This window comes from Leucothrix mucor DSM 2157 (genome assembly GCF_000419525.1).
Taxonomy (GTDB): domain Bacteria; phylum Pseudomonadota; class Gammaproteobacteria; order Thiotrichales; family Thiotrichaceae; genus Leucothrix; species Leucothrix mucor.
The window spans coordinates 23,501-42,623 of record NZ_ATTE01000002.1; the positions used below are offsets into that span (position 1 = coordinate 23,501).

The window sequence follows — 19,123 nt, forward strand, 5'->3', positions numbered from 1 at the left end:
CTTACGCTGCTTGCTCATAGTTGGCAGCACAATTTTAACAAGCGAACGATTCTCCCCTAACATTGGGCTAGATACCGAGCATCCAGCGATGATAATCACGGACAGGCTGAGTAAGCAGAGGTGTCGTTTGGTAATCATTAGCGTAGCTCCTGTGGGATCATATCCAGCGTTAAAACGGTGCCTTTATTCAGTACAGATGAATTGATCTCACCAAGTACTGTGCTCAAGCCTTGCTTATAGCTGGCAACCTGTTTCCGGCTACTGTGAGGTTTTGCAGCTCGTTGAATTACAGGCACCATCGGAGCCTTACGCACAACGGGTATGGTTCTACTTGCTGCCGCTTTAACTGCTGGTTTGATCCGCGCTGCTCTGACCTGATGTGAGGCACGGCTTACGGATACAGGGACAGATACCAGCGGGGCTTTATAACTCAGTGGCAATTGGAAAGTGATCAGTCGATTAATTGGATCAACAGCTAATATCCACGGCTCCCCAGACAGGGTCTCCAAGGCACTTTCTAAACTCATCGGTCCCATCGTTCTGTGCACGTCAGGTAGAGGCAAACCGAATAGCTGATGGACTCGTCTATCCGGATGGTATTTGGCAATCTGATACCCTGAATCTTTAAGCAAAGACTCGACAGCATTAAAGACAGTTTTCACATGTGGACTAAAGACAATTTTTGGAATCACTGACTGCAATGGATTGCGTTGTGCCATTGATGCCCCAGGGCTCAATGTCACATAGCGCGATACACGCATGGCATCTTGAGATGAATCACCCTTGGGTGAGGCAGCCAGTTCATGACTACTTAAAAAGAGAAGTGACATGACACTGACCATTAATTTTAGCTTGCTCATATGGCACCCTCGCACCTCGATTAACTAAAACTATTAGAGCATGGACGCTACTGAATGAACTGCCTTATAAGAATCACAAGCCTGTCACTTTAAACGGCAAAGAAAGTACGGATTGCCAGTCAGCAAAGTGATGTTTGAGCACCACTAGGTGATACCAAAGGTATTAAAAAATTGGTAACTGGTTGCTTGTAGACTCAGGGTTAAGAGTGGTCATCGACAGCGACTTTTAGGTCATGCTGATAAAATGAAAGTGTGTTTTTGTTTTAAATAATTTTTATTAGAATTCGACTGTGAACACAGCACTATATAACTTGTGGTTAACGACAGCCCTCACGAAGCGTGACCGTTCAATTTGGCCATTTGACTTCATTGGCTTGAGAGCTGAGAAGAAATAGATCATGAATAGGGTTCTATTTACCAGAGGGAGAATAGGCCGGAACTAGCTGCCCAGTGAGGATCGCTTTAGGCACTATCCCCATTTGCTTCATAGCAGCCTTCGCAACATCCGTCTGTAGCTGCAGTTGCTCACGATTTAGAGCATGGGAATGGTATAGCATCGCTTCACTAAACAAGGCCAGCAAGCCTTGGTTTAGTGTTGCAATCTGGGTATGCATCTGACTGTCTGTCATCAACCCCACCCTATTCACTTGCATGGCCATCAAACAAAAATCATCAAATTGCTTTATTTGTCTGGCAGCTTGCCAGCTGTAAGGTGTTTTCAGATTCAAATCGACCGACATAGGCCGGTCTGGCTCAAAGGGCTGGAATGGAACTACATCCTTTGTATTCATTAACGTCTGCACCGTTTGCTGGCACTGTTCCAACAACAACTGAATACTCTGTTGCCTATCCGTTAACCGAACCAACCACCACAAGGCATAAGGATTCCCCAAAGCAGCATCATCCCAAATAATGCGAGCTAAACTCGCAAACTGGAAAAGGCCATAGATCGGCCGCAAACCGAACTCAGCATCACCGGGCCGCCCCTGCAGCATACGCTTTGCCTGAAATGTGAGTAGCTCCAATTTTGCGGCCTTAGGGCTATTCATCAGTACTTATTTCGTCATATGTGAATCGACTCCACAAGGTCAGAATTTCTCTGATCGTCAGGTTGTACTCATTGGCTAGTCGCAAGCATCTTTCAGGAGAAGACATGAGGCATATATCTTCATTAAACAGGCGATCAAAGTCTGTTAATAGACGTTTATGCTGATCACTATGCTGCTCAACTTCCGGTATTTTCCAGCGCCCAATGGGTGCCCTTTCCATACCATGACGCTCACGAATAACCATGTATTCTTTACCACTCAAGCCATACTCTTTCGTTAGCATTTTACGTGGTGCATCGTTGAGAACTAGCTGATCAATCAGATCCGCAAGTTTTACCTCCTGATCTGCATAACTAATGAGGTTCTCTAGTTTGGAGGCATTCACTGTGATATCAAAAAAGGGACTACTGCAAACGCTACGAACTGCTCTGGCATCCATTTTTGAAAGTCTGTTTGCCAGCGTATGATCGACACCTAAACGTTCTAATTTTTCTAATTGACCATCCAAGCTGTATTGCTGGATCTCCGTTACTAATTGCAAGGCTAGAGATGATTTAAGCATTCAGCACCCTACCCTTCAACACCATTAAAGACGTAACTATTCCCGCAATCTGATTCATGGCTACTCCTCGCCTCTCTGATAGATAGTTGTTATCTGACCCTACGCGAATCAAGCCAGATACTCTCTGTATTAAGATGAATTATTCTTATTCTGAATGGTTTTAAAGCCTGATATTCATCTAAGTGAGGGTGCGCATTATACGTATGGATAACGCTAAACGGGTCTCCTTTTGTCTTACAAAATAACCAACTCATCATTGACAAACATACCGTCTATCAACTCATCATTAGAATCAAACCGAAAGCCTTCCAGAGTACGTCCATACGCTTCGTAACGTACTGTCAGGCAATGATCCTGCACCAGTAGTTTAATATCGGCAAGTGACTCATCAGAGCACCCCGTCAGCTTTTGATAACGAGAGTACAGTGTCGGAGTCACTGCAAATAGGCCTTTCTCGACCACATGAATTAATGAGTTGGAGGTGTTCATTACTAGCGTACCTTGCTCAATTTGTTCATAGATCCAATCAAAGAATGGCTCCTTGGCAATGCTATCAAAGACCTGACTTTGGGTCTCAGGCGCTAAACTTTTTACCTTCACATCATTACTCTTAGACGCAGGATCTACCACTTCTGTTTGCACAACCAGAGACGGGCAGCAAGTCGCCAACTGCATAAACTTAACTACATACCGACACAACGCGTGATGGCCACTGATCCCTGCTGACCATTCACTGATCACGGTATTGTCAACTGCGAGCCAAGTTAAGGTCTCTGGTGTTATCCAACGGTTCCCCAGAATATTAGCGCTAGCGATCGCATAACTAGAGTCATTAGAGTGCGCTGATTTAAACCTAAAATACCCCACATCTCCAAGTCCTGAGTGCATAGCATCCCAACGCTTAAAACTATGGCCGTTGTGGCTTATCTCAATTAGACAGTCATTCAGACTGTCCCTAATCGTTGCCATGACAGCTACTGAGAAAATAACAAAGGACCACTGGTTACGCTGCGCATCAACCAGATCAGTCCGGGTACCTGGTGGTAATACCAGTCCACGTCGTAACTTTAAGGCATTGATGCCCGCGAGTAGGCAGAGGTCAGCCAACCCATACGGCCGACAATAACGCTTATATTTGACCGCCGGTATACATTGCAATGTATGGAGAAGGCTTTTAATAAATTCTTGGAAGTGATGGTCAAATGAAATCCGGTCCATTGATAGCAAACCAAACACCGTATCAATTGTAGGTTGATACTGAGTCAGTAACTCTTCAACCGGCAATGGCTGGTTTAAGCCCTCAATAACCGGATTGGAAACATCTATTGTTTGTCGTTTGAAGGAGGGGAAGAGTTTCATGCAGTATCCGTCAGCATCAGTTAGCAAAGATCAAAACCTCAACCCACTGGCATGGCTAAATCAATCTTCTAGTGTGTATCCTAGCGGGTGAATTTTTCGCGTAGCGAAAAAGAGGGGCGGTAATGAGCCCCTTTATACCGATCTCTCTGAATTGCAACATGCCTAACCGATAACTGGATAAATTTCACCTCGTACCGGCCAAATATATAAAGACTAGCTACCTAGATAAATTGAGGTAACTTGTTCCCGACTATGACCAAGTTCCTCGCTGATTTGCAAGCGTATGTTACGATCCACTGTCCGCTGCTCTTCATCCATATCCCTCTGACGTATCCCTCCTAAGGCCGGACACTCATTTCCTGAGAGCTCCTTATACCGCACTTGCGCGTAGTTATGCCTTAATCCGTGCCCCTTCCCTAAGCCAATTGTTGGCACCACATTTTTGTAAAGATTCAATTGATCTTTGTACATCAGCTGAGGAGGGATCAGGGAGTTATTTCCATACTCTCGCTTCAAGCGATCGATCAGATTTTGTTGTGCATCGTTGGTAATGGGTACTTCCCTGCCTCGACTTCCCTTACACCAACTGGGCTTTAATTTGATTGCTGCCCCAAGATCGGCATAACCTGGGTTGAACTTGATCGCTTCTTCACGTCGCAATCCGAACAATGATTGCAACTGAAGGCTATCACGCAAATTTTTATCCGAAACTTCTGCAAGATGACTGTCTTTAAGCACAACGGCTTTACTATCATTTGTAATATAGACGCGATGTTCTATATTCAGTGCATCATTTGATGGAATCTTATGGCTAGCATTTACTTTGGTCGCCCACCATCGGATGTGTGACATTCGATTTTTAATCGTACCTGTAGCTAGTTCATCAGCTTTCCATTTTTCGACGAGCCGTTCTACGTGCTTAGCCTTTAATCCTTTTACGGATAGCTGATTAAAACCAAGTGTTTTTAGCTGCCGTGAAGCCAACGATAGCGTCTCTTGACGACTTTTTTGGGTAGAAAATCCGCCATCTCGATTATGCTTTTGTAATTCTCGCAACTGCCAATCTAAACTGTTCAAATTTAATACCCTTGCTTGCATTAATAGTCATAGGCACGACTTTAAGCACCTGATATATCGGAATCATCATCCCAAGCTGGCGATAAATGCACCCGGACAACAGCACTGGCTTCCTAAGTCGACCCTGTCTATTCACTGTTGATTCATGATCATCTTGCTATAACAAGATGCATAATAATAACTGAAGGAAGGTGATAAGCATGGGATTAGCAGCGCATGAGAAGGCTCTTACATCTGACCTTCAAGAAAGTTTGAAAGCCTTCTATGAAGTGCATAATGTAAGTCCGGAAAGTATCTCCATCGATATGCAATTGAATGATAAAAACGATAATAACGGACTGTCCACAATCAAGATCGTGGTTAAAGACACCCGAACTGACACCGTTCTTATCAATGTATAAGCTTAAAATACAATAGTAGGCGGCTAAGCATAATTGCTTACTGCATGACCTTGTTCCCAGGCTATTTACTTTCGTCCACTGTAAATAGTTTGGAACTCCTGGAACCGTCCATTGGGCGGTTTTTTTATGCCTGTAGCGAATTATCTCGTTTTCATCTTCATAGACTCATTTTACGTAGTAACCAATTCAGCCTATCCATCAAATACCCATTATCTCTTTATAAAACAGTTAGCTTAGTGTTAGTCACCATCAAGAGACTAAGCGTCTAATGAAGCCCTTTCGGGTGAAGTGAGAGTTGAGATAAGCCCTAAAAAGGTCAGTTGTAAGCATGACGACTTGCCGTCACCTTACGCCAGTGTATCTAAAGTTAGTGTCTGATATTTCTCCTGTTGGATTGAAAATAGGTTCGGTGCTGTTGCACACCCCCCTCGGTTGAATGTAACGATTTGTCTACGGTTGAACTATGCCCTGAGGCACTTTGATTGAATCTATGCACCATTGTGCATTTTGGCTTTCGCCTGAAAGTGCATGAAATAAAGGTTTCCCCTTATCCGACTTGTCTTCCTCATGCTTTCAAGCCTTGTCTGATCAATAGTTGTGAACAACTATTGACCTGAATTTTGTCTGTATATTTTGCAATGCCAGTCCATCACTGGCCTGTCACTGCAAAATATACATCAGAAGCCCAAGGTAAGCAACGTAAGTTGCATACGTCACTGTCTAGTTAACTATCTAGTGACGTATGCAAAGCAAAGTCAAACCCGCAAAACCATCGCCCGCACCAGGCTCCTGTTTTAAGCACCACGGTGCTAGTTTTCAATTGCATCATAAGGTCACTTCAATCACATCAGTAAGTAACGTGTTTAAGCCTGATGCTTAAAGCAGCGATCAAACCCCACCTAAGCAATTAATTATCGCCAATATAGCGATAATCAAAGGCTAATCTTCTAGTTTGTATCCTAGCGGGTGAATTTTTCGCTTGCGAAAAAGAGGGGCGGCGATGAGCCCCTAATAATGCCTAGCGCAGCGTTTCATTTATGGTTGGCATGGGTAGGTTTGTTGCTAATCAGTGAGCGGTAATTGTGGGCTGTATATCCCTACTACCGCAATGTATGGTGATATGTGAGGTACGAACACATTATTTGGCTGGCTTGGCCAGTATGATGTTCCTATTAGCAGAGTATTCGTTGGCTTGATAAACACACTATCGTGTTATTGGGTGAGCTTGCGAACTCTTTTTATTAAATGTTCATCAAAAGTTCTTTTTCTGTTTCCAATTTGTTATTGATACAAAGTGGGGTGCAAACAGGGAAGAAAGGGAAAAAGGGAAAGGGAAAAAGGGAGCTATTTTTAAGTGGCTGAAACATAAGTATAAAAATGATTTCGCGCGAGTTCGATTACCCACTTCCGCGAGTTACTTTACCCACTTAGGTAAAAACGCGAGTTAGATTACCCACTAGTGCGAGTTCGATTACCCACTTTTTTTGCAAAGTGCGAGTTAGATTACCCACTAGTGCGAGTTCGATTACCCACTTTTCCTTTCAAAAAGTGGCTTACCCTGTGGATAAGTCGATTTTGACGACGATGTATGTGAGTAATAATAAAGCAGTGCGAGTTAGATTACCCACTTCCGCGAGTTCAATTACCCACTTCCGCGAGTTAGATTACCCACTTTGGACGGAACCTCAGTCATTGAGAGGATTGTTTTAAAGTAAATTTAGTGATTTATTTTAAGTAACGTAATTTGGAATTAGCGTATTACTTGTTGTCTCTTTTTCGGCTCTCATACAATCATCTACAGACAAAGTGCGAGTTCGATTACCCACTTTTCTACCGATTATCGACGAACTGCAACCAATGGTTCAGTGTCCGCTGGTTCAGAACCAAATAGTGAATAATCCGATTTAACAAAGTGCGAGTTGCATTACCCACTTAAAGCGTCATTGTGCATATTCTTTTAGCCAGTTATTCGTTGTAAGTCCTTAGAACGTCGATTAGCAGCTTTCACAAACGCAATGAATGCCGCTGAAGCTGTAATTGTAAACTCAAGGTCCACAATCTTGGCTCCCTGCTTGAGTTGTTTTTCCTGTATGGGTAAGAAGTCTCCCTTGTCATCAGGGATCACTGCATTGTTGCCGGTATTATCCTTTAATCCTCTCAGCTCCTCTAAGCACAAGCGGATTTCCTTGTATGCATCACGTTCACGAGTATACGTAAGCCGGCATGCTTGAATGATTTGACTGGCTCTGATTCTAAACGGCGGCGCATCATACCCCGCATTGCGGTAGTTACTGACTAATAGCTTATAGATCCACCGTGTGACGCTACGCTTGCTAGACATGTACAGAAGATAGTTCATCTGACGGAACTCTAGCTTATCGATACTATCGGTAATCAAGGTGTTGAATCTGGCCGCACAGACACTCTTACCCGTCTCCAAATACTCTTCGCGGTCAGTGAAGAGTCGTTCGGTTAGGATCGAGCCCTCAAACGCCTTCTTTCGTCCCTGACTGACTTTTATCTTGCAGCCAATCATAATATCTAAAGACTCTTTCAGTGCCTTTATCGACATTCCATGGCCCATACGAGACAGTTCATTCTGGACCTGCTTCAATGTGAAGCGTACCCAGGTCTCTTTTCCAGGGACATGTACTGAACCGCCCTCCTCCAAGAAGATCCGGCGTAAGGCTTGCTCAACAATCTCTTCACGCTCAGAGGGGTAATACTCCACCCGCTGACCGTCTACCGGTATAATCGCAGGGGTAATCTCAATCGCATGGCTGTAACCATTTACGTGAAACTCATGCTCCGTGATCGGAAGGTTGGGGCTGATCTTGCGCATTTTGATCTGCTCTCTGCGGGAAATGGCATACACCCCATAGAAATCCCAGGCATTAAACAGATTGGTTGACTGATCGGCGTCTTTTCCATAGAAATTACGGAATATCTCAAGCTGTTGAGAATCAACTTGTTCCGTAAGACCCTCTTCGTTTTCCTGATTGCTCATCGTTATCCTTTATTAGCCTGTAAACGCTTGTAGTGCCCGTTGCCACAAAAGCCCAAGCTTTGTGACAAGACGGGGCAGATTGATTTTTCTAAACCGTTTACCGTTAAAAATGCCTGAAGCTCATTATACAGTATATCCTGACTGATCGATTAAAAGAGAACTTTTAAAGAACTATTAAAGAACTTTCTTAACAAACCCTTATTGGGCAACCCGTTGGGGCATCCTCTACTTCAATACCGACACAGACTCCCCAGTAATGGTTAGCTATTCTGGCGTTTTTCCGCTGTCAAAAGTCCATACCAGACCACTGATGGGGATTCTGCCCCCGTGATTTCCCGTGCCCGGATTTTGCATTGCGGGATCCTCCCGCAGCAGTCTCAATACAACGCTTCATTGCTTATTCCTAAGCAAGCCCTAAGGCCTTCAGCCCCGCGCAGATAAAGCATCCCCTTCGGCTAACTCCTCACTTGTTCAGACAGTCGCGTACCTTGCCTGCTTAGCTGCAACTTGCGGTTTAGTACTGGATCTTTGCTACCCGCCACTTCGCCAGTGGGTCAGGTTTTCATCGAAAACGACCTTTATTTTTAACAGCGGAGTAACAAGAAATGAGCAACTTATACCAGCAGATCGCCGATAAAATCCTGAAGGCTTTAGAAAGCGGTGTACGCCCTTGGGAGTGCTGCTACTCAGTCACACAAGCGGGCTTCGCCTTGCGGGCGACTGGTGAGCCATATCGCGGCATTAATCGGTTTTTATTAACCTTTGCCATGATCGAGAATCAATACACCCATCCGGTTTGGATGACATTCAATCAGGCAAAGAAGCTCGGCGGATGTGTACGTAAAGGTGAAAAGGCCTCACTCTCATTATTCTTCAAGCCTTTAGAGACCATTGAGGAAGATACTCAGGAGGCAAAAGTCATTCCAGTAGCAAAGCGTAATATGGTGTTTAACGTTGAACAGATTGATGGCTTGAACGAGGACTTTTTAGCCCGCTTTAATGCAAATCCCGTGCTTCACGAGAACACCCCTCAGGAACGCGCTGAGGCCTTTATTCAGGCAATTCCAGCTAATATCGTACAACGTAATGGCACCCCAGCTTTCAGACCTTCTACAGACGAGATTTTCATGCCGGCTATTACTCAATTTCTATCATCAGAACACTATTATGCAACGTTCCTACACGAACTGGGCCACTGGTCTGGCCACCGTGATCGGCTGAACCGTGAAACACTGACGGTATTTAGTGCAGTGAACTACAACAAAGAAGAGCTATGTGCTGAGCTGACCGCCGCATTCCTGTGCCCCAGTTTAGGCATTGAACCTCTAGTCGATCACGAACATGCACCCTATATTGACGGCTACATCAAACTACTTAAAAACGAGCCTAAAGCCTTCATCACGGCCTGCTCACAGGCTGAGAAGGCTGCGGACTACCTAAAGTCCTTACAAGTCTCCTAAGCCCTTCTGGCTCCCTTAGAACGTGTTGGCGTTCTAAGGGGCGGGAAAGGAATTCGCGGTGCTCATCCGCTATTAATTGAGACGTGCTGCCGTCCCAAACCCTCACAAGTGGACTGCCGCTTCATCCCTGAGCCTTGCTCGATACTACCGCCCTGCCCTGCTCCAGGCATTTAACGAATAATCAGAGCGTCAGACAGCGGTATTCGCCCTCTGGTCAAATAGGCCATTCATCGTTATTGGCACTTACTTGTTCTGTACAAACTCACTGGTTATTGCTACTGTTTTCGGGCGGTACAGCGGGGACGCGATGACCGCCTAGAAGATTGCTAGTCAATCTTTATCTTATAAGGGATGCCAATGGCATCCCTTATTTATTTCTGGCAATCACAGCGCCTAGATAGCTATAACCACCCTGCCCTGCTTACTTCACTTTTATACCGACTCTACGATAGCTGGATTCAATACGTACTTGGGGCACTTTAGCCCTCCTTGCGTATAGGCTGGATTGGGTAACAATATCCGAAGGTTCATCAATGTATCGCAATGCAGCGTATCCAGAATCTCCTCTGCCTTCTGCTGACGGATGATGTCATCTGAAAAATGACCACCCTTCTTCATTGCTCTTTTTAGCGCTCGCACGTTAGGTGCCAACTCCTGAGCAATCACCAATTCACGAATCACTTGATACAAAGTTTGCTCACTATGAAGTACCGTACTCGGCACTCCCTCTGGCTCGCGCTTTGCTGATTGCTCAATTGCTCGTGTTGAATCCTGACCAGAGAGTTGAGCAAATGTTTCTTTTTTGTTCTCAATCTGTTTATCTGCTGCATGCTTTAATCGGCGAGGAGTGCGGCGCATAAATCTCACCAGATCATAGCCATGTGCAAGCAGGGCTTCACGAGCGTCGACATAACGTCGTCCAAGGTAGTGAAGGGCGACTTCAAAAATGCATACAGTGGTTAGAAACAAGACCAAACTGGCTATATCAAAGGTGGTGTTTAAAGTGGCCTTAAGGGCACGGACGATCGCCATGTGAAACTGATCATCGCGCTCATACTGCTTGGCTGTGCTGAAGAGGGCATCCATAGTGGCGAGTGAGTCACGTTTAAGCTCTTTTTCCTGATTAGTTAAGCGGCTCACCAGTCCCTCATTGCTTGCTATACGCTGGCTTTCATAAGTCACACAACGATCAACTCGCCACTGTCCAACACTGGCATGTCGGTTACAACGCCCCAGCTCATACTCAGCCTCTGAAAGCGCCTTGTAGGCGTTCTCTACAGCAGGTTGATAGGGGTTAGAGGTCAGGTTGCTGCTGGCTTGCTCGATGGCCTTTTTCACACCCTGCATGGATATTGAGTTGCTGGACCGAACCTCAACCCGAGCTTCTTCACGCTGCATACCTCCACCCGTTTCAGTGATGATGGCAAAACTGATGGCAACCGCCATCATTGCAAAAGCCACCCACTTTTCCCGCTTTAACTCGCTAGAGGAATATAGGGTCAACTGAAACAACGTAACGGTGGCCACAATACCAACGCCAATCAATCCATAAAAGGTTTGCTGCAAGGTCCAGTCATCGAACAAACTACTGCCTGCATAGGCCATTACCATAAACGACAGAGAAGCAAAGAAAGCGGTTAGGCCAGCTAAATAGAACGAAAATTTTCGTAAGCGATAAGTACTGTATGCCAAGCCCGGGTCGAAGCCGTCTTGCAATACTAGTGGTGTTGAATCTGCCATAACTTATCCTCCTAAAAGATGATTGTGATTAAGAAAGATCCGAGCAGAAACAATGACATGTAGCGCCAGTGCTTCGCTCTCATCGCAATCAAAGCCGAGATGTTCAATACCAAACCCATAGCGGTAAACGCCAGATTCTCAATCACCGGGCGATAAGCCGCTGTATGGTGATTCAGCAGGGTTGGCAGTAAGACGAACACGGCCCACTCAAAGTAGGCAATCGAGAGGATTAAGGGAGGGATTAAGGGAATAACTGCCAGCGTTGGCTCGGGCTGGCATGAACCTACCTGATGTGCATCAGGGGTGCTATCATGCTTATGCATTGCTCATTTACCTGTTAAGTGATTATGAGTAGTGAAGTGGGGAGAGTTGCGTTGGCGCGCTCTCTTCCCCGCGCTGTTTAACGATCGGGTATTACGACTATCTCCTTAGATCAGTTTTCCTATAAAAAGACCAATCAACACACCAGTTAGCAGTGCAGTCATGGCCGAGATTAGCAACCAACCAAGTGTAAACCGTGTTGGTTCAACTAAGCTGGCACGGATCTTTAAGCGATCCAGTGCATCATTGATGATCAATTCTTGCTTCTTACTCAGCCCTTTCATGCCGTGTAGTACTGCAGAACGAGTCTCAGCACGAACCTCAGCTTTTAGCTCCCCTCGAACGGTATCCAACTTATCTAGTAGATCCCCCACCTCTTCAATCGCGAATAAGGCAGCGGCAGCTCTTAAGTCTGATGTATCCTTCATGGGGATTTTATCGGTCATAGCACGTTACTTGCCACAGTATCCAGTGACTGCTTAAGGCCTAAAGCAATACGAGGCATCATCACTTTAGCCGCATACTCCAGCTTTTCAGCTTTCGATTCGGAAGCTTTGATTAAGGCTTTATAGTCCGTGTCATCGTTTAAGATTGACTCCACCGTGTCACCAGTAATGTTAGCTCGCTCAAAAAAGCTGCTATCTGGGATATAGCTATCGGCAGAAACTTGGATATCGATGGTCTTCAGATATTGGATCAGAGCATAAAATTCATCCGTTACATTCATATCTGTTTGGATACGATTGAAAACGATTTTGATCTTACCTGCTTCAACGCCCATTTCTAACAAGGTATCAACCGTTGTGATGGTATCAACTTGTTGCTTTTTCTCAGGTGTTACAGGCACAAGAAACAAGTCAAAATCTTCAATTGAACCTGCAAACAATTTCATACCATTGATGAACTGCTCTACGTTTGAGGCTCCAACATCAACGATCACATCATCATTAATGAGCAGTTGCTCTTGGATCGTATCCACCTCTTTACCCTTGAGCTGTAGTGTTGATTCACTGTTGGTAGTGTCACTATTGATAGTTTCAATTGTGATATGTACCGCTTCTGGATAACGAGGTAGTAGCAAAAATTTGGCAATAGTGGACTTCCCTACATTGCCTGAAAAATTTAAAACCGCTATTTTCATGGTTCCTTTCCCTTCCCAAATTGGGCTAATTTATTCATTGAACGTTGCGTAACTGATTTTCTATCGGCTGTTGCTGGTTCGGTTGCGGGCTGCTGTTGAGGCTTTGGTTTTAACTTTTCCAGCGCTTCTGGTTTTACTACCGGTGTCGTCTGAGTCGCCGATGAGGCTATTTTCTTACGGGCTCGGTACAGCAAGGTTTTAAAGCTCGCAAGGTCAACAGTGACGGTCTCTGCAATCGCTTCATGAATGGCGGCAACCTTGTAGCCTTTATCCTGAGCATCGCGGATGCTTTCATTCAATTCGCTAATGATAGAGACCAGGCTTCTCTGATTTGCTCCTTCCAGTCTTTCTAGTTGGCTAATTAACGCTTTCATTATTTTTTTGCTCGTTCCTTAAATGTTTACTATTTGTTTGCAAACATACGCTGATTGTCAGAACCGTGCAAAACCCTGCTTTGCGAACGCCGCGCAGTATATTCACTCCCCATGAGGTTCCTTGTGAGCCCACTTACAAAGCGGGCAGATATCCTGACTAATGACATTCGCCAGCAAACTAAGGCAATGCCTGTAACCTTTTTCAAGCCAGATAATTATATACAGTTATATAACTATACATCAATATATCTGTATAGGTATACAACTATACATATATGTAACTGTATAGATATGCAACTGTATAGGTATGTAACTATATAGGTATGCAACTGTATAGATATGCAACTGTATAAATATGCAACTGTATAGGTATGTAACTGTATAGATATGCAACTGTATAGGTATGCAACTGTATAGATATGCAACTGTATAGGTATGTAACTGTATAGGTATGTAACTGTATAGATATGCAACTATATAGGTATGCAACTGTATAGGTATGTAACTGTATAGGTCCATAACTGCATAGATGCAGTTGGGTACTTTCTCTGGGTACGTGAAATGCTAGCGAGGTTAGAACAAAAAGCGGGGAGGGGAGGGGAGGGCGACCCGCCAAGTCGTGAGCTTGGCGAGTCAGAGCTTAAATCTGGACTGACTAATCCTTGTCTTTTGAAGACTTGGCAAGAGGAGGGAGGCCACGATTTTCAAATAGTCGATCCACGCCTTCCAAAATCAACCGAGTAATTGATGTGCGCTCGTGATAAGACAGTTCCCTTAACTTTTCATGTGCTTCAGCCGGCAGCCCCAGTGAAAAGTAAGTTTTGCTTTCCTTTTCACCTGTTGAAGTAGGGGAGGGGGCTTTCGGTTTTGCCTTTGCACGTGGCTGCTTTGCCGCTGGTGTAGTTGTTGATGCACGTTGACTAGCTGGTTTTGCAACTGTCTTTGTTTCTACCGCTGGCGTATCAACTTCAGGCTCAGCTGTAGTGCTTGATAAATTTTTCAATGCAGAAAGACCTGCTGCTTGTTTTTTAGTCTTATTCACGCTCACGCCGCTAACCTCTTACTTTTCTGTTTAACCCATTTGTATAAGGCAGTTACCTCATCACTGGCTTTATCTTTAGCATCATACTCATTCACACCCTCACCCGTTGCATAAGCAAGCTTGTAAGCTTTACGTTCAACAGTGAAAGGTTTTGCAACCAAGCCTAATGCAGATAAACCTTCTCTGGCACTCACTTGATCCTGCCCCACAGAAGGGCATCGAGTTAAGACAAATGCATAGTTTTTGTTGTTCCGCTTCAACAGGTCGACCGTAGGGTATACCGCTTCTATATCAGCTAATGAAGGCTGACAAGGTACCAGACAAAAAGTAGCAGCAAGAACTGCTTGGTTGTCTTGTAAAGACTCACGACCTGCTGTATCGATAATAACTAAGGTATAACCATTGGCTTTAGCCAACTTAATACCTTCTGACACTTCATCAGGTTTAAGTCTTACAAGAGCAGGGGCCTCTTCTTCACGACGTTCCCACCAGCGAGACGCACTATTTTGAGGATCTGTATCGATAATCAAGACTTTTTCGCCTGCTTGCGTCGCTGCAACGGCCATATTAGTGGCCAATGTCGTTTTACCAGCTCCGCCTTTTTGGCAGGCATAGACCCAAACTTGCATTGTTGTATAACTCCATAAATGTATATATGTATAACTATATAGACTTGTGACCCCAATTAAAATAAGTGCATCTAACACACTGCATTTAATGGAATGGTAGAAATCAAAGTCGCAAGCAGCCCGTTGGCTATTATTGCGTGAAAACATCAATCAGCCATACCAAAATAGCTAACGAGACCTGTATACGCACAATATTACTTAATGTTGGTATGCTTCGCACCAGGCTCCTACAGGTTCCGCTTCGCTTCATCCCCGTGGGACAAGCCTTCCTGATCCTTTACCCCTCTGATCCTTCCGCTGCGCTGCACTCTCTCCGTACTCCGTTTGGCGGCTAGGGGCATTTGCCCCGCGCGCGGATAAAGAATGCCCTACGGCTAAATACTCACTTGTTCAGATTCTCTTTATGGCTTCGCCACGTCGCTCTCTTAGCTGCAACTTCCGTTTTAGTTCTTGATCCTTTCTACCCCCACGCTTCGCCAGCGGGTCAGGTTTTCATTCGAAAACCACTTTCAAAAACACGCCGACCGGTTAACCGGAACGGCAAAACCGGAGAGAGACCCGATGATCCAAGAAACATTAGCCTTAACCTTTGAGAGCTACAGCGCGAGCACCTTTAATTCAGCCGCAGAGTGCAGCAAGCGCGGGCCGCGTGAATTGTCAGATGTGGAGTTAGTTTCTATGCTGTTTAGACTTGATTTAACAGCATCCGCGCAGTGGTTAGACCAAATGGGGAGCCTGTCCGCATTGGTTAATAGCTCAGACATGGCTCAGGCTGTTATGGAGTTTGCAAGCCGCTATATTAAGGAGGAGATTAAACGCGGTGAAGCTTTGACCGACGTTAATGCTGTTCGTCAATACCTAACAACTCGCTTACGAGGGTATCCTTATGAGGTGTTTGCATGCTTATTTCTAGATAATAAGCATCGTGTGATCGAGTATCGGGAGCTATTTAAAGGCACCATTGATTCCTGCTCTGTTCATCCCAGAGAGGTTGTTCGCCAAGTCATTAATCACAATGCGGCGGCAGTTATTTTTGCCCACAATCACCCATCAGGTATGACTGAGCCTAGTCAGGCAGACCACCGAATCACTGATCGACTAAAAGAGGCTTTGGGCATGGTGGACTGTCGGGTACTTGATCATTTTATTATTGGTGACGGAGTAACGTCATTTGCAGAACGAGGCTATTTATAGCCCAAGTGAAGCGCGATATATCGCGCTGAAGCTGACGGATGGTGAAAGACTTCACCATCCGGTAAGATGCCGCTGTTTAGCCTTGCACTAGTCCAGCGGCAATTTTGAATCACAGATCAGGAGGTCTCATGAGTGTTTATGATCCACCAAACCCCGAGGAGCTGCGGGAGATATTACAGACCTTAGGATTATCCAGAAGTCAGGCGGGAAAGTTGGCAGATGTCACCGGTAACCGCATTGGTAAATGGTGTTCTACTGGTGCAGCCATGCCGTATAGTGTCCTTTTTACAATTGTTGCGAAACATTGTAATTTACAGCTATCAGAAGCTGATTGGCGAAGTGAGATTAAGGCTATTTTTGAGAGGCAGGGCGAGTGATTTCCCTTACGGCTTCTCAAGTCTTCGACTTGGTTCAGCATATCGGTAATCCATATCCTTTTTAAAAACGTAATAATGTTTAGTCAGTTAAATAACAAGGTATAACATGAGCGAGATTTCAGCGTATTTAGAAGAGCACAGACCTGCAGAGCAGGAGACCATCGGTGGTGTAATTATTAACCCTAAACAACGCTCTGGTTTTGATGACACACCCAATGAAGATCGTGATCGTTTAGAGATTAGTGACTGGTGGGGAAAGCCCTATATCCGAACTTACAAGTGGGGAGATAACCTAGAGTCATGGGAGGAACATGTAGCTCGAATGAGCCAGTATCCTGATGCAAAGGTTCGATCAAAAGAGGACTATGAAGAAGATATGATGGAAAGAAAGCAATCTTGGTATGCGTCTTTTCCAGAAGGTATTAAGTATGAAGTACATTGCCTGAATGGTGGAGCTTGGGATAGGCCAACGTTCTGTGGTAAGTCCAGCAACCTAGAGGGTGCACTTCAGATAGTGAAAAGTCTCATCACTGAATAAGAGATTGTAGATTAGATGCTCGCGGAGCAGGGAAGGGCGCTATTTTGAGTCAGTGCCCTTGCATTCTGACCTTTTTCAGAGAACGAGCCGGTGACTTTCTAGTTGCTGGTTCGATGCCATTTAAGGGCCTTCTTTTTAGTGGTTGTGCTACGCAGCAGGCTTCTTCAGGTTACGCTATCGCTTCATCCCTGCGGGACATGGCCTTTCAAATCCTTCACCCTTCCGTGCTACGCACTCCGCAATCCTTGCGACGTGGGGTCCACGCAGTGCCGAGTGATTGTGTTTGTCGTAATGCTAGGCCTGGATGCTTTAACCTTTCCAGATAAGTTATAAGCTATTTCTATAACAACCTATAAAAAATACAAATAAAAACCTAGTTAGAATAGGTTCGGACAAGAAAAGACGTTCTAACTAGGGTGTACCTTAAATATAATGTTATGAGCGGTAACGTCAGCATTAATGGATGCATTTGGTCCGATGATTGCATTAAGGACTCACCGATTAATGAGTCGCTACTTGGACTTTTGGTAGAAAAGAATGCAGTGAGTGGAAAGCACGGGGGCTGACGATAAAACTACATCAACCATCAAACCACCTTTTACCCCGAGATGGCTTGATAGTTTTCCTTAAAAGACATTTTTTCAATTTCAGGTTGCCATTTCGCACACATTTACTTGAGTTTTGGAGTAAACACCTACTAAATTTGATTTATAACCCTAGTCGCTCTGGATTCAACTCACTGACGACCTCTGCTAAATCTTCATTAGCCTGGGGTGTTATGAAAGAGCCGTCTTTAAAGTGCTCATAGAACGATGGGATGGAATAGGTTCCGCATAAGTTTGCGTCAAAGAACGAAACCGTATTAGCCGCTATTTCAAGTAGTGACTGCCCCCCTCTTGGCCCTGGTGACGTCGCAAGCAGCACCAAGGGCTTGCCTTGATAGACTTTTGGATTAATCCGAGAGCACCAATCAAGCAGATTTTTATAGGCTACTGTGTAGTTTCCATTATGTTCAGCAAGTGAAATCAGCAAAGCATCCGCTTCTCCGATTTTATTAAAAAACCTCATGGCACTTTCCGGTTGGCCGAGTTCCTTCTCAGCGTCTTCGCTAAACAATGGCAGCTCATAATCATTTAAATCCGCGATTTCCGTCGAGTAGCCGGTAAGCATGGATGCTGCGTGCGTTACGAGTTGTTTATTTATTGAGTTGCGACTATTTGAAGCCGCATAAGCAAAGAGCTTAGGGGTGTTGATTGTCATTGTGACGTGTTTTCCTTAGTGATTTTCATAAATAAGCGCCAGACCCAAGTCAGGGCCGGCGGTGAGCTCTAGTGAGCTACCTTCGATTAAATCGCCTTTCGCTACGGGCACACCATTTGCAGTCGCGTCACCCTGCGTGATAAGAACTATAAATGGTTGAGGCACTGCTACTGATTTTCCAACAGCTAAATAGCCCACCTTGCAAACCATATTGCTATTGAAGCTCCCATCCTCGCCGCCAAGTACGGTTGTTAAACCATTGTCATCGATCTTGAAATTTTTGTAGGCTGGCTCCAAGCCATTTTGGGGTGGCTTAAACCAGATTTGTGCAAAGTCAGCAGCAGTATCACGGAGGTTAAATTCGGAGTGCTGCATCCCTGTACCAGCGCGCTGCACCTGAACCTCAGGTGCGTGGATCGCGGTGCCATCACCAAGCGTTCCTTTGTGCCCCACGCTGCCAGAGAAAACCACACTAACAATATCGACATCATGATGCGGGTGTAACGGTGCACCGTCATTAGGTAAAAACTGACCGAGTGCTAAGTAAATAAAGTCTCCAAGTCCATGACTAATGTCTGTGCGTCCTCTGGATCGTGGCCATAAATCTGGGTTTTGAACCATGTGGCGTTCAGTAATTCCAGCAAAACCGCTCTGGGGTAGGTCGTCATAGTGAATGACTCTTTGGGTAGTGCTCATGGGGGCTTCTCCTAATGGCTATGATTTACTCGCCCT

The 19,123-nt window shown here is 45.0% G+C and carries 20 protein-coding genes; 5 read left to right on the forward strand and 15 right to left on the reverse strand.

All coding sequences use genetic code 11. From position 1 onward, the window contains the following. Positions 1 to 137: 137 nt before the first annotated feature. From pilL2 to LEUMU_RS0123600, 5 genes are all read right to left on the reverse strand, one after another. A complete protein-coding gene (pilL2, locus tag LEUMU_RS28450; protein ID WP_022954764.1) occupies positions 138 to 860 on the reverse strand; it encodes a PFGI-1 class ICE element type IV pilus protein PilL2 in 723 nt (240 codons plus the stop codon). A 410-nt stretch (positions 861 to 1,270) separates the two neighbouring features. Continuing rightward, positions 1,271 to 1,909, reverse strand: coding sequence for a PFL_4669 family integrating conjugative element protein (locus tag LEUMU_RS0123585; protein ID WP_022954765.1), 639 nt, complete (start codon positions 1,907 to 1,909; stop codon positions 1,271 to 1,273). Next, a complete protein-coding gene (locus tag LEUMU_RS0123590) occupies positions 1,902 to 2,471 on the reverse strand; it encodes an STY4526/YPO1902 family pathogenicity island replication protein (protein ID WP_022954766.1) in 570 nt (189 codons plus the stop codon). Before LEUMU_RS0123590 ends, LEUMU_RS0123585 begins: the two co-directional genes overlap by 8 nt. Before the next feature lie 234 nt (positions 2,472 to 2,705). Beyond that, positions 2,706 to 3,830 (reverse strand): conjugal transfer nickase/helicase domain-containing protein, encoded by a 1,125-nt coding sequence (locus tag LEUMU_RS0123595; protein ID WP_022954767.1) that lies wholly within the window; start codon positions 3,828 to 3,830, stop codon positions 2,706 to 2,708. A 213-nt stretch (positions 3,831 to 4,043) separates the two neighbouring features. Next, complete coding sequence (locus LEUMU_RS0123600; RefSeq protein WP_026745072.1) at positions 4,044 to 4,907, reverse strand: phage integrase N-terminal domain-containing protein; 864 nt, start codon at positions 4,905 to 4,907, stop codon at positions 4,044 to 4,046. A gap of 200 nt (positions 4,908 to 5,107) precedes the next feature. Here LEUMU_RS0123600 and LEUMU_RS0123605 point away from each other — a divergent pair, with 200 nt between their 5' ends. Beyond that, entirely contained in the window at positions 5,108 to 5,308 is a 201-nt protein-coding gene (locus LEUMU_RS0123605) for a hypothetical protein (RefSeq protein ID WP_022954769.1), read from the forward strand. Positions 5,309 to 7,265: 1,957 nt separating this feature from the next. Here the strand turns inward: LEUMU_RS0123605 and LEUMU_RS0123610 are convergent. Next, on the reverse strand, positions 7,266 to 8,315 hold the full coding sequence (locus LEUMU_RS0123610; RefSeq protein WP_022954770.1) for a hypothetical protein: 1,050 nt from the start codon (positions 8,313 to 8,315) through the stop codon (positions 7,266 to 7,268). A 605-nt stretch (positions 8,316 to 8,920) separates the two neighbouring features. Here LEUMU_RS0123610 and LEUMU_RS0123615 point away from each other — a divergent pair. Further along, positions 8,921 to 9,775 (forward strand): ArdC family protein, encoded by an 855-nt coding sequence (locus tag LEUMU_RS0123615; RefSeq protein ID WP_022954771.1) that lies wholly within the window; start codon positions 8,921 to 8,923, stop codon positions 9,773 to 9,775. Positions 9,776 to 10,207: 432 nt separating this feature from the next. Here LEUMU_RS0123615 and LEUMU_RS0123620 read toward each other — a convergent pair whose 3' ends face one another. From LEUMU_RS0123620 to LEUMU_RS0123650, 7 genes are all read right to left on the reverse strand, one after another. Next, positions 10,208 to 11,515 (reverse strand): hypothetical protein, encoded by a 1,308-nt coding sequence (locus LEUMU_RS0123620; RefSeq protein WP_022954772.1) that lies wholly within the window; start codon positions 11,513 to 11,515, stop codon positions 10,208 to 10,210. 11 nt (positions 11,516 to 11,526) lie between these two features. After that, complete coding sequence (locus LEUMU_RS0123625; protein WP_022954773.1) at positions 11,527 to 11,838, reverse strand: hypothetical protein; 312 nt, start codon at positions 11,836 to 11,838, stop codon at positions 11,527 to 11,529. A 105-nt stretch (positions 11,839 to 11,943) separates the two neighbouring features. After that, the gene (locus tag LEUMU_RS0123630) at positions 11,944 to 12,282 is read right to left on the reverse strand and encodes a hypothetical protein (RefSeq protein WP_022954774.1); all 339 of its coding nucleotides are present in this window, start codon (positions 12,280 to 12,282) and stop codon (positions 11,944 to 11,946) included. Continuing rightward, positions 12,279 to 12,977, reverse strand: coding sequence for a StbB family protein (gene stbB, locus LEUMU_RS0123635; protein WP_022954775.1), 699 nt, complete (start codon positions 12,975 to 12,977; stop codon positions 12,279 to 12,281). Before stbB ends, LEUMU_RS0123630 begins: the two co-directional genes overlap by 4 nt. Further along, positions 12,974 to 13,351, reverse strand: coding sequence for a hypothetical protein (locus LEUMU_RS0123640; protein WP_022954776.1), 378 nt, complete (start codon positions 13,349 to 13,351; stop codon positions 12,974 to 12,976). The genes stbB and LEUMU_RS0123640 overlap by 4 nt, the downstream gene beginning before the upstream one ends. A gap of 655 nt (positions 13,352 to 14,006) precedes the next feature. After that, on the reverse strand, positions 14,007 to 14,393 hold the full coding sequence (locus LEUMU_RS27580; protein WP_157474559.1) for a hypothetical protein: 387 nt from the start codon (positions 14,391 to 14,393) through the stop codon (positions 14,007 to 14,009). 2 nt (positions 14,394 to 14,395) lie between these two features. After that, on the reverse strand, positions 14,396 to 15,169 hold the full coding sequence (locus LEUMU_RS0123650; protein ID WP_084708228.1) for an AAA family ATPase: 774 nt from the start codon (positions 15,167 to 15,169) through the stop codon (positions 14,396 to 14,398). Between the two features lie 414 nt (positions 15,170 to 15,583). On the opposite strand from LEUMU_RS0123650, the gene radC reads away from it, so the two are divergent. The 3 genes from radC to LEUMU_RS0123665 all read left to right on the forward strand — a co-directional run bounded on the left by radC (position 15,584) and on the right by LEUMU_RS0123665 (position 17,131). Then, positions 15,584 to 16,216 carry a RadC family protein gene (radC, locus tag LEUMU_RS27585; RefSeq protein ID WP_022954779.1) on the forward strand — a complete coding sequence of 211 codons (633 nt, stop codon included), beginning with the start codon at positions 15,584 to 15,586 and terminating at the stop codon, positions 16,214 to 16,216. A 128-nt stretch (positions 16,217 to 16,344) separates the two neighbouring features. Continuing rightward, positions 16,345 to 16,593: a transcriptional regulator gene (locus LEUMU_RS0123660; RefSeq protein ID WP_022954780.1), complete on the forward strand. Its 249-nt coding sequence runs from the start codon at positions 16,345 to 16,347 to the stop codon at positions 16,591 to 16,593. A 106-nt stretch (positions 16,594 to 16,699) separates the two neighbouring features. Continuing rightward, entirely contained in the window at positions 16,700 to 17,131 is a 432-nt protein-coding gene (locus LEUMU_RS0123665) for a hypothetical protein (RefSeq protein WP_022954781.1), read from the forward strand. 708 nt (positions 17,132 to 17,839) lie between these two features. Here LEUMU_RS0123665 and LEUMU_RS0123670 read toward each other — a convergent pair. Together LEUMU_RS0123670 and LEUMU_RS0123675 are read right to left on the reverse strand one after the other, a co-directional pair. After that, positions 17,840 to 18,391, reverse strand: a complete 552-nt coding sequence (locus LEUMU_RS0123670) for an NADPH-dependent FMN reductase (protein WP_022954782.1) — start codon at positions 18,389 to 18,391, stop codon at positions 17,840 to 17,842. 15 nt (positions 18,392 to 18,406) lie between these two features. Beyond that, positions 18,407 to 19,087: a pirin family protein gene (locus LEUMU_RS0123675; protein ID WP_022952430.1), complete on the reverse strand. Its 681-nt coding sequence runs from the start codon at positions 19,085 to 19,087 to the stop codon at positions 18,407 to 18,409. Between the last annotated feature and the right edge of the window lie 36 nt (positions 19,088 to 19,123).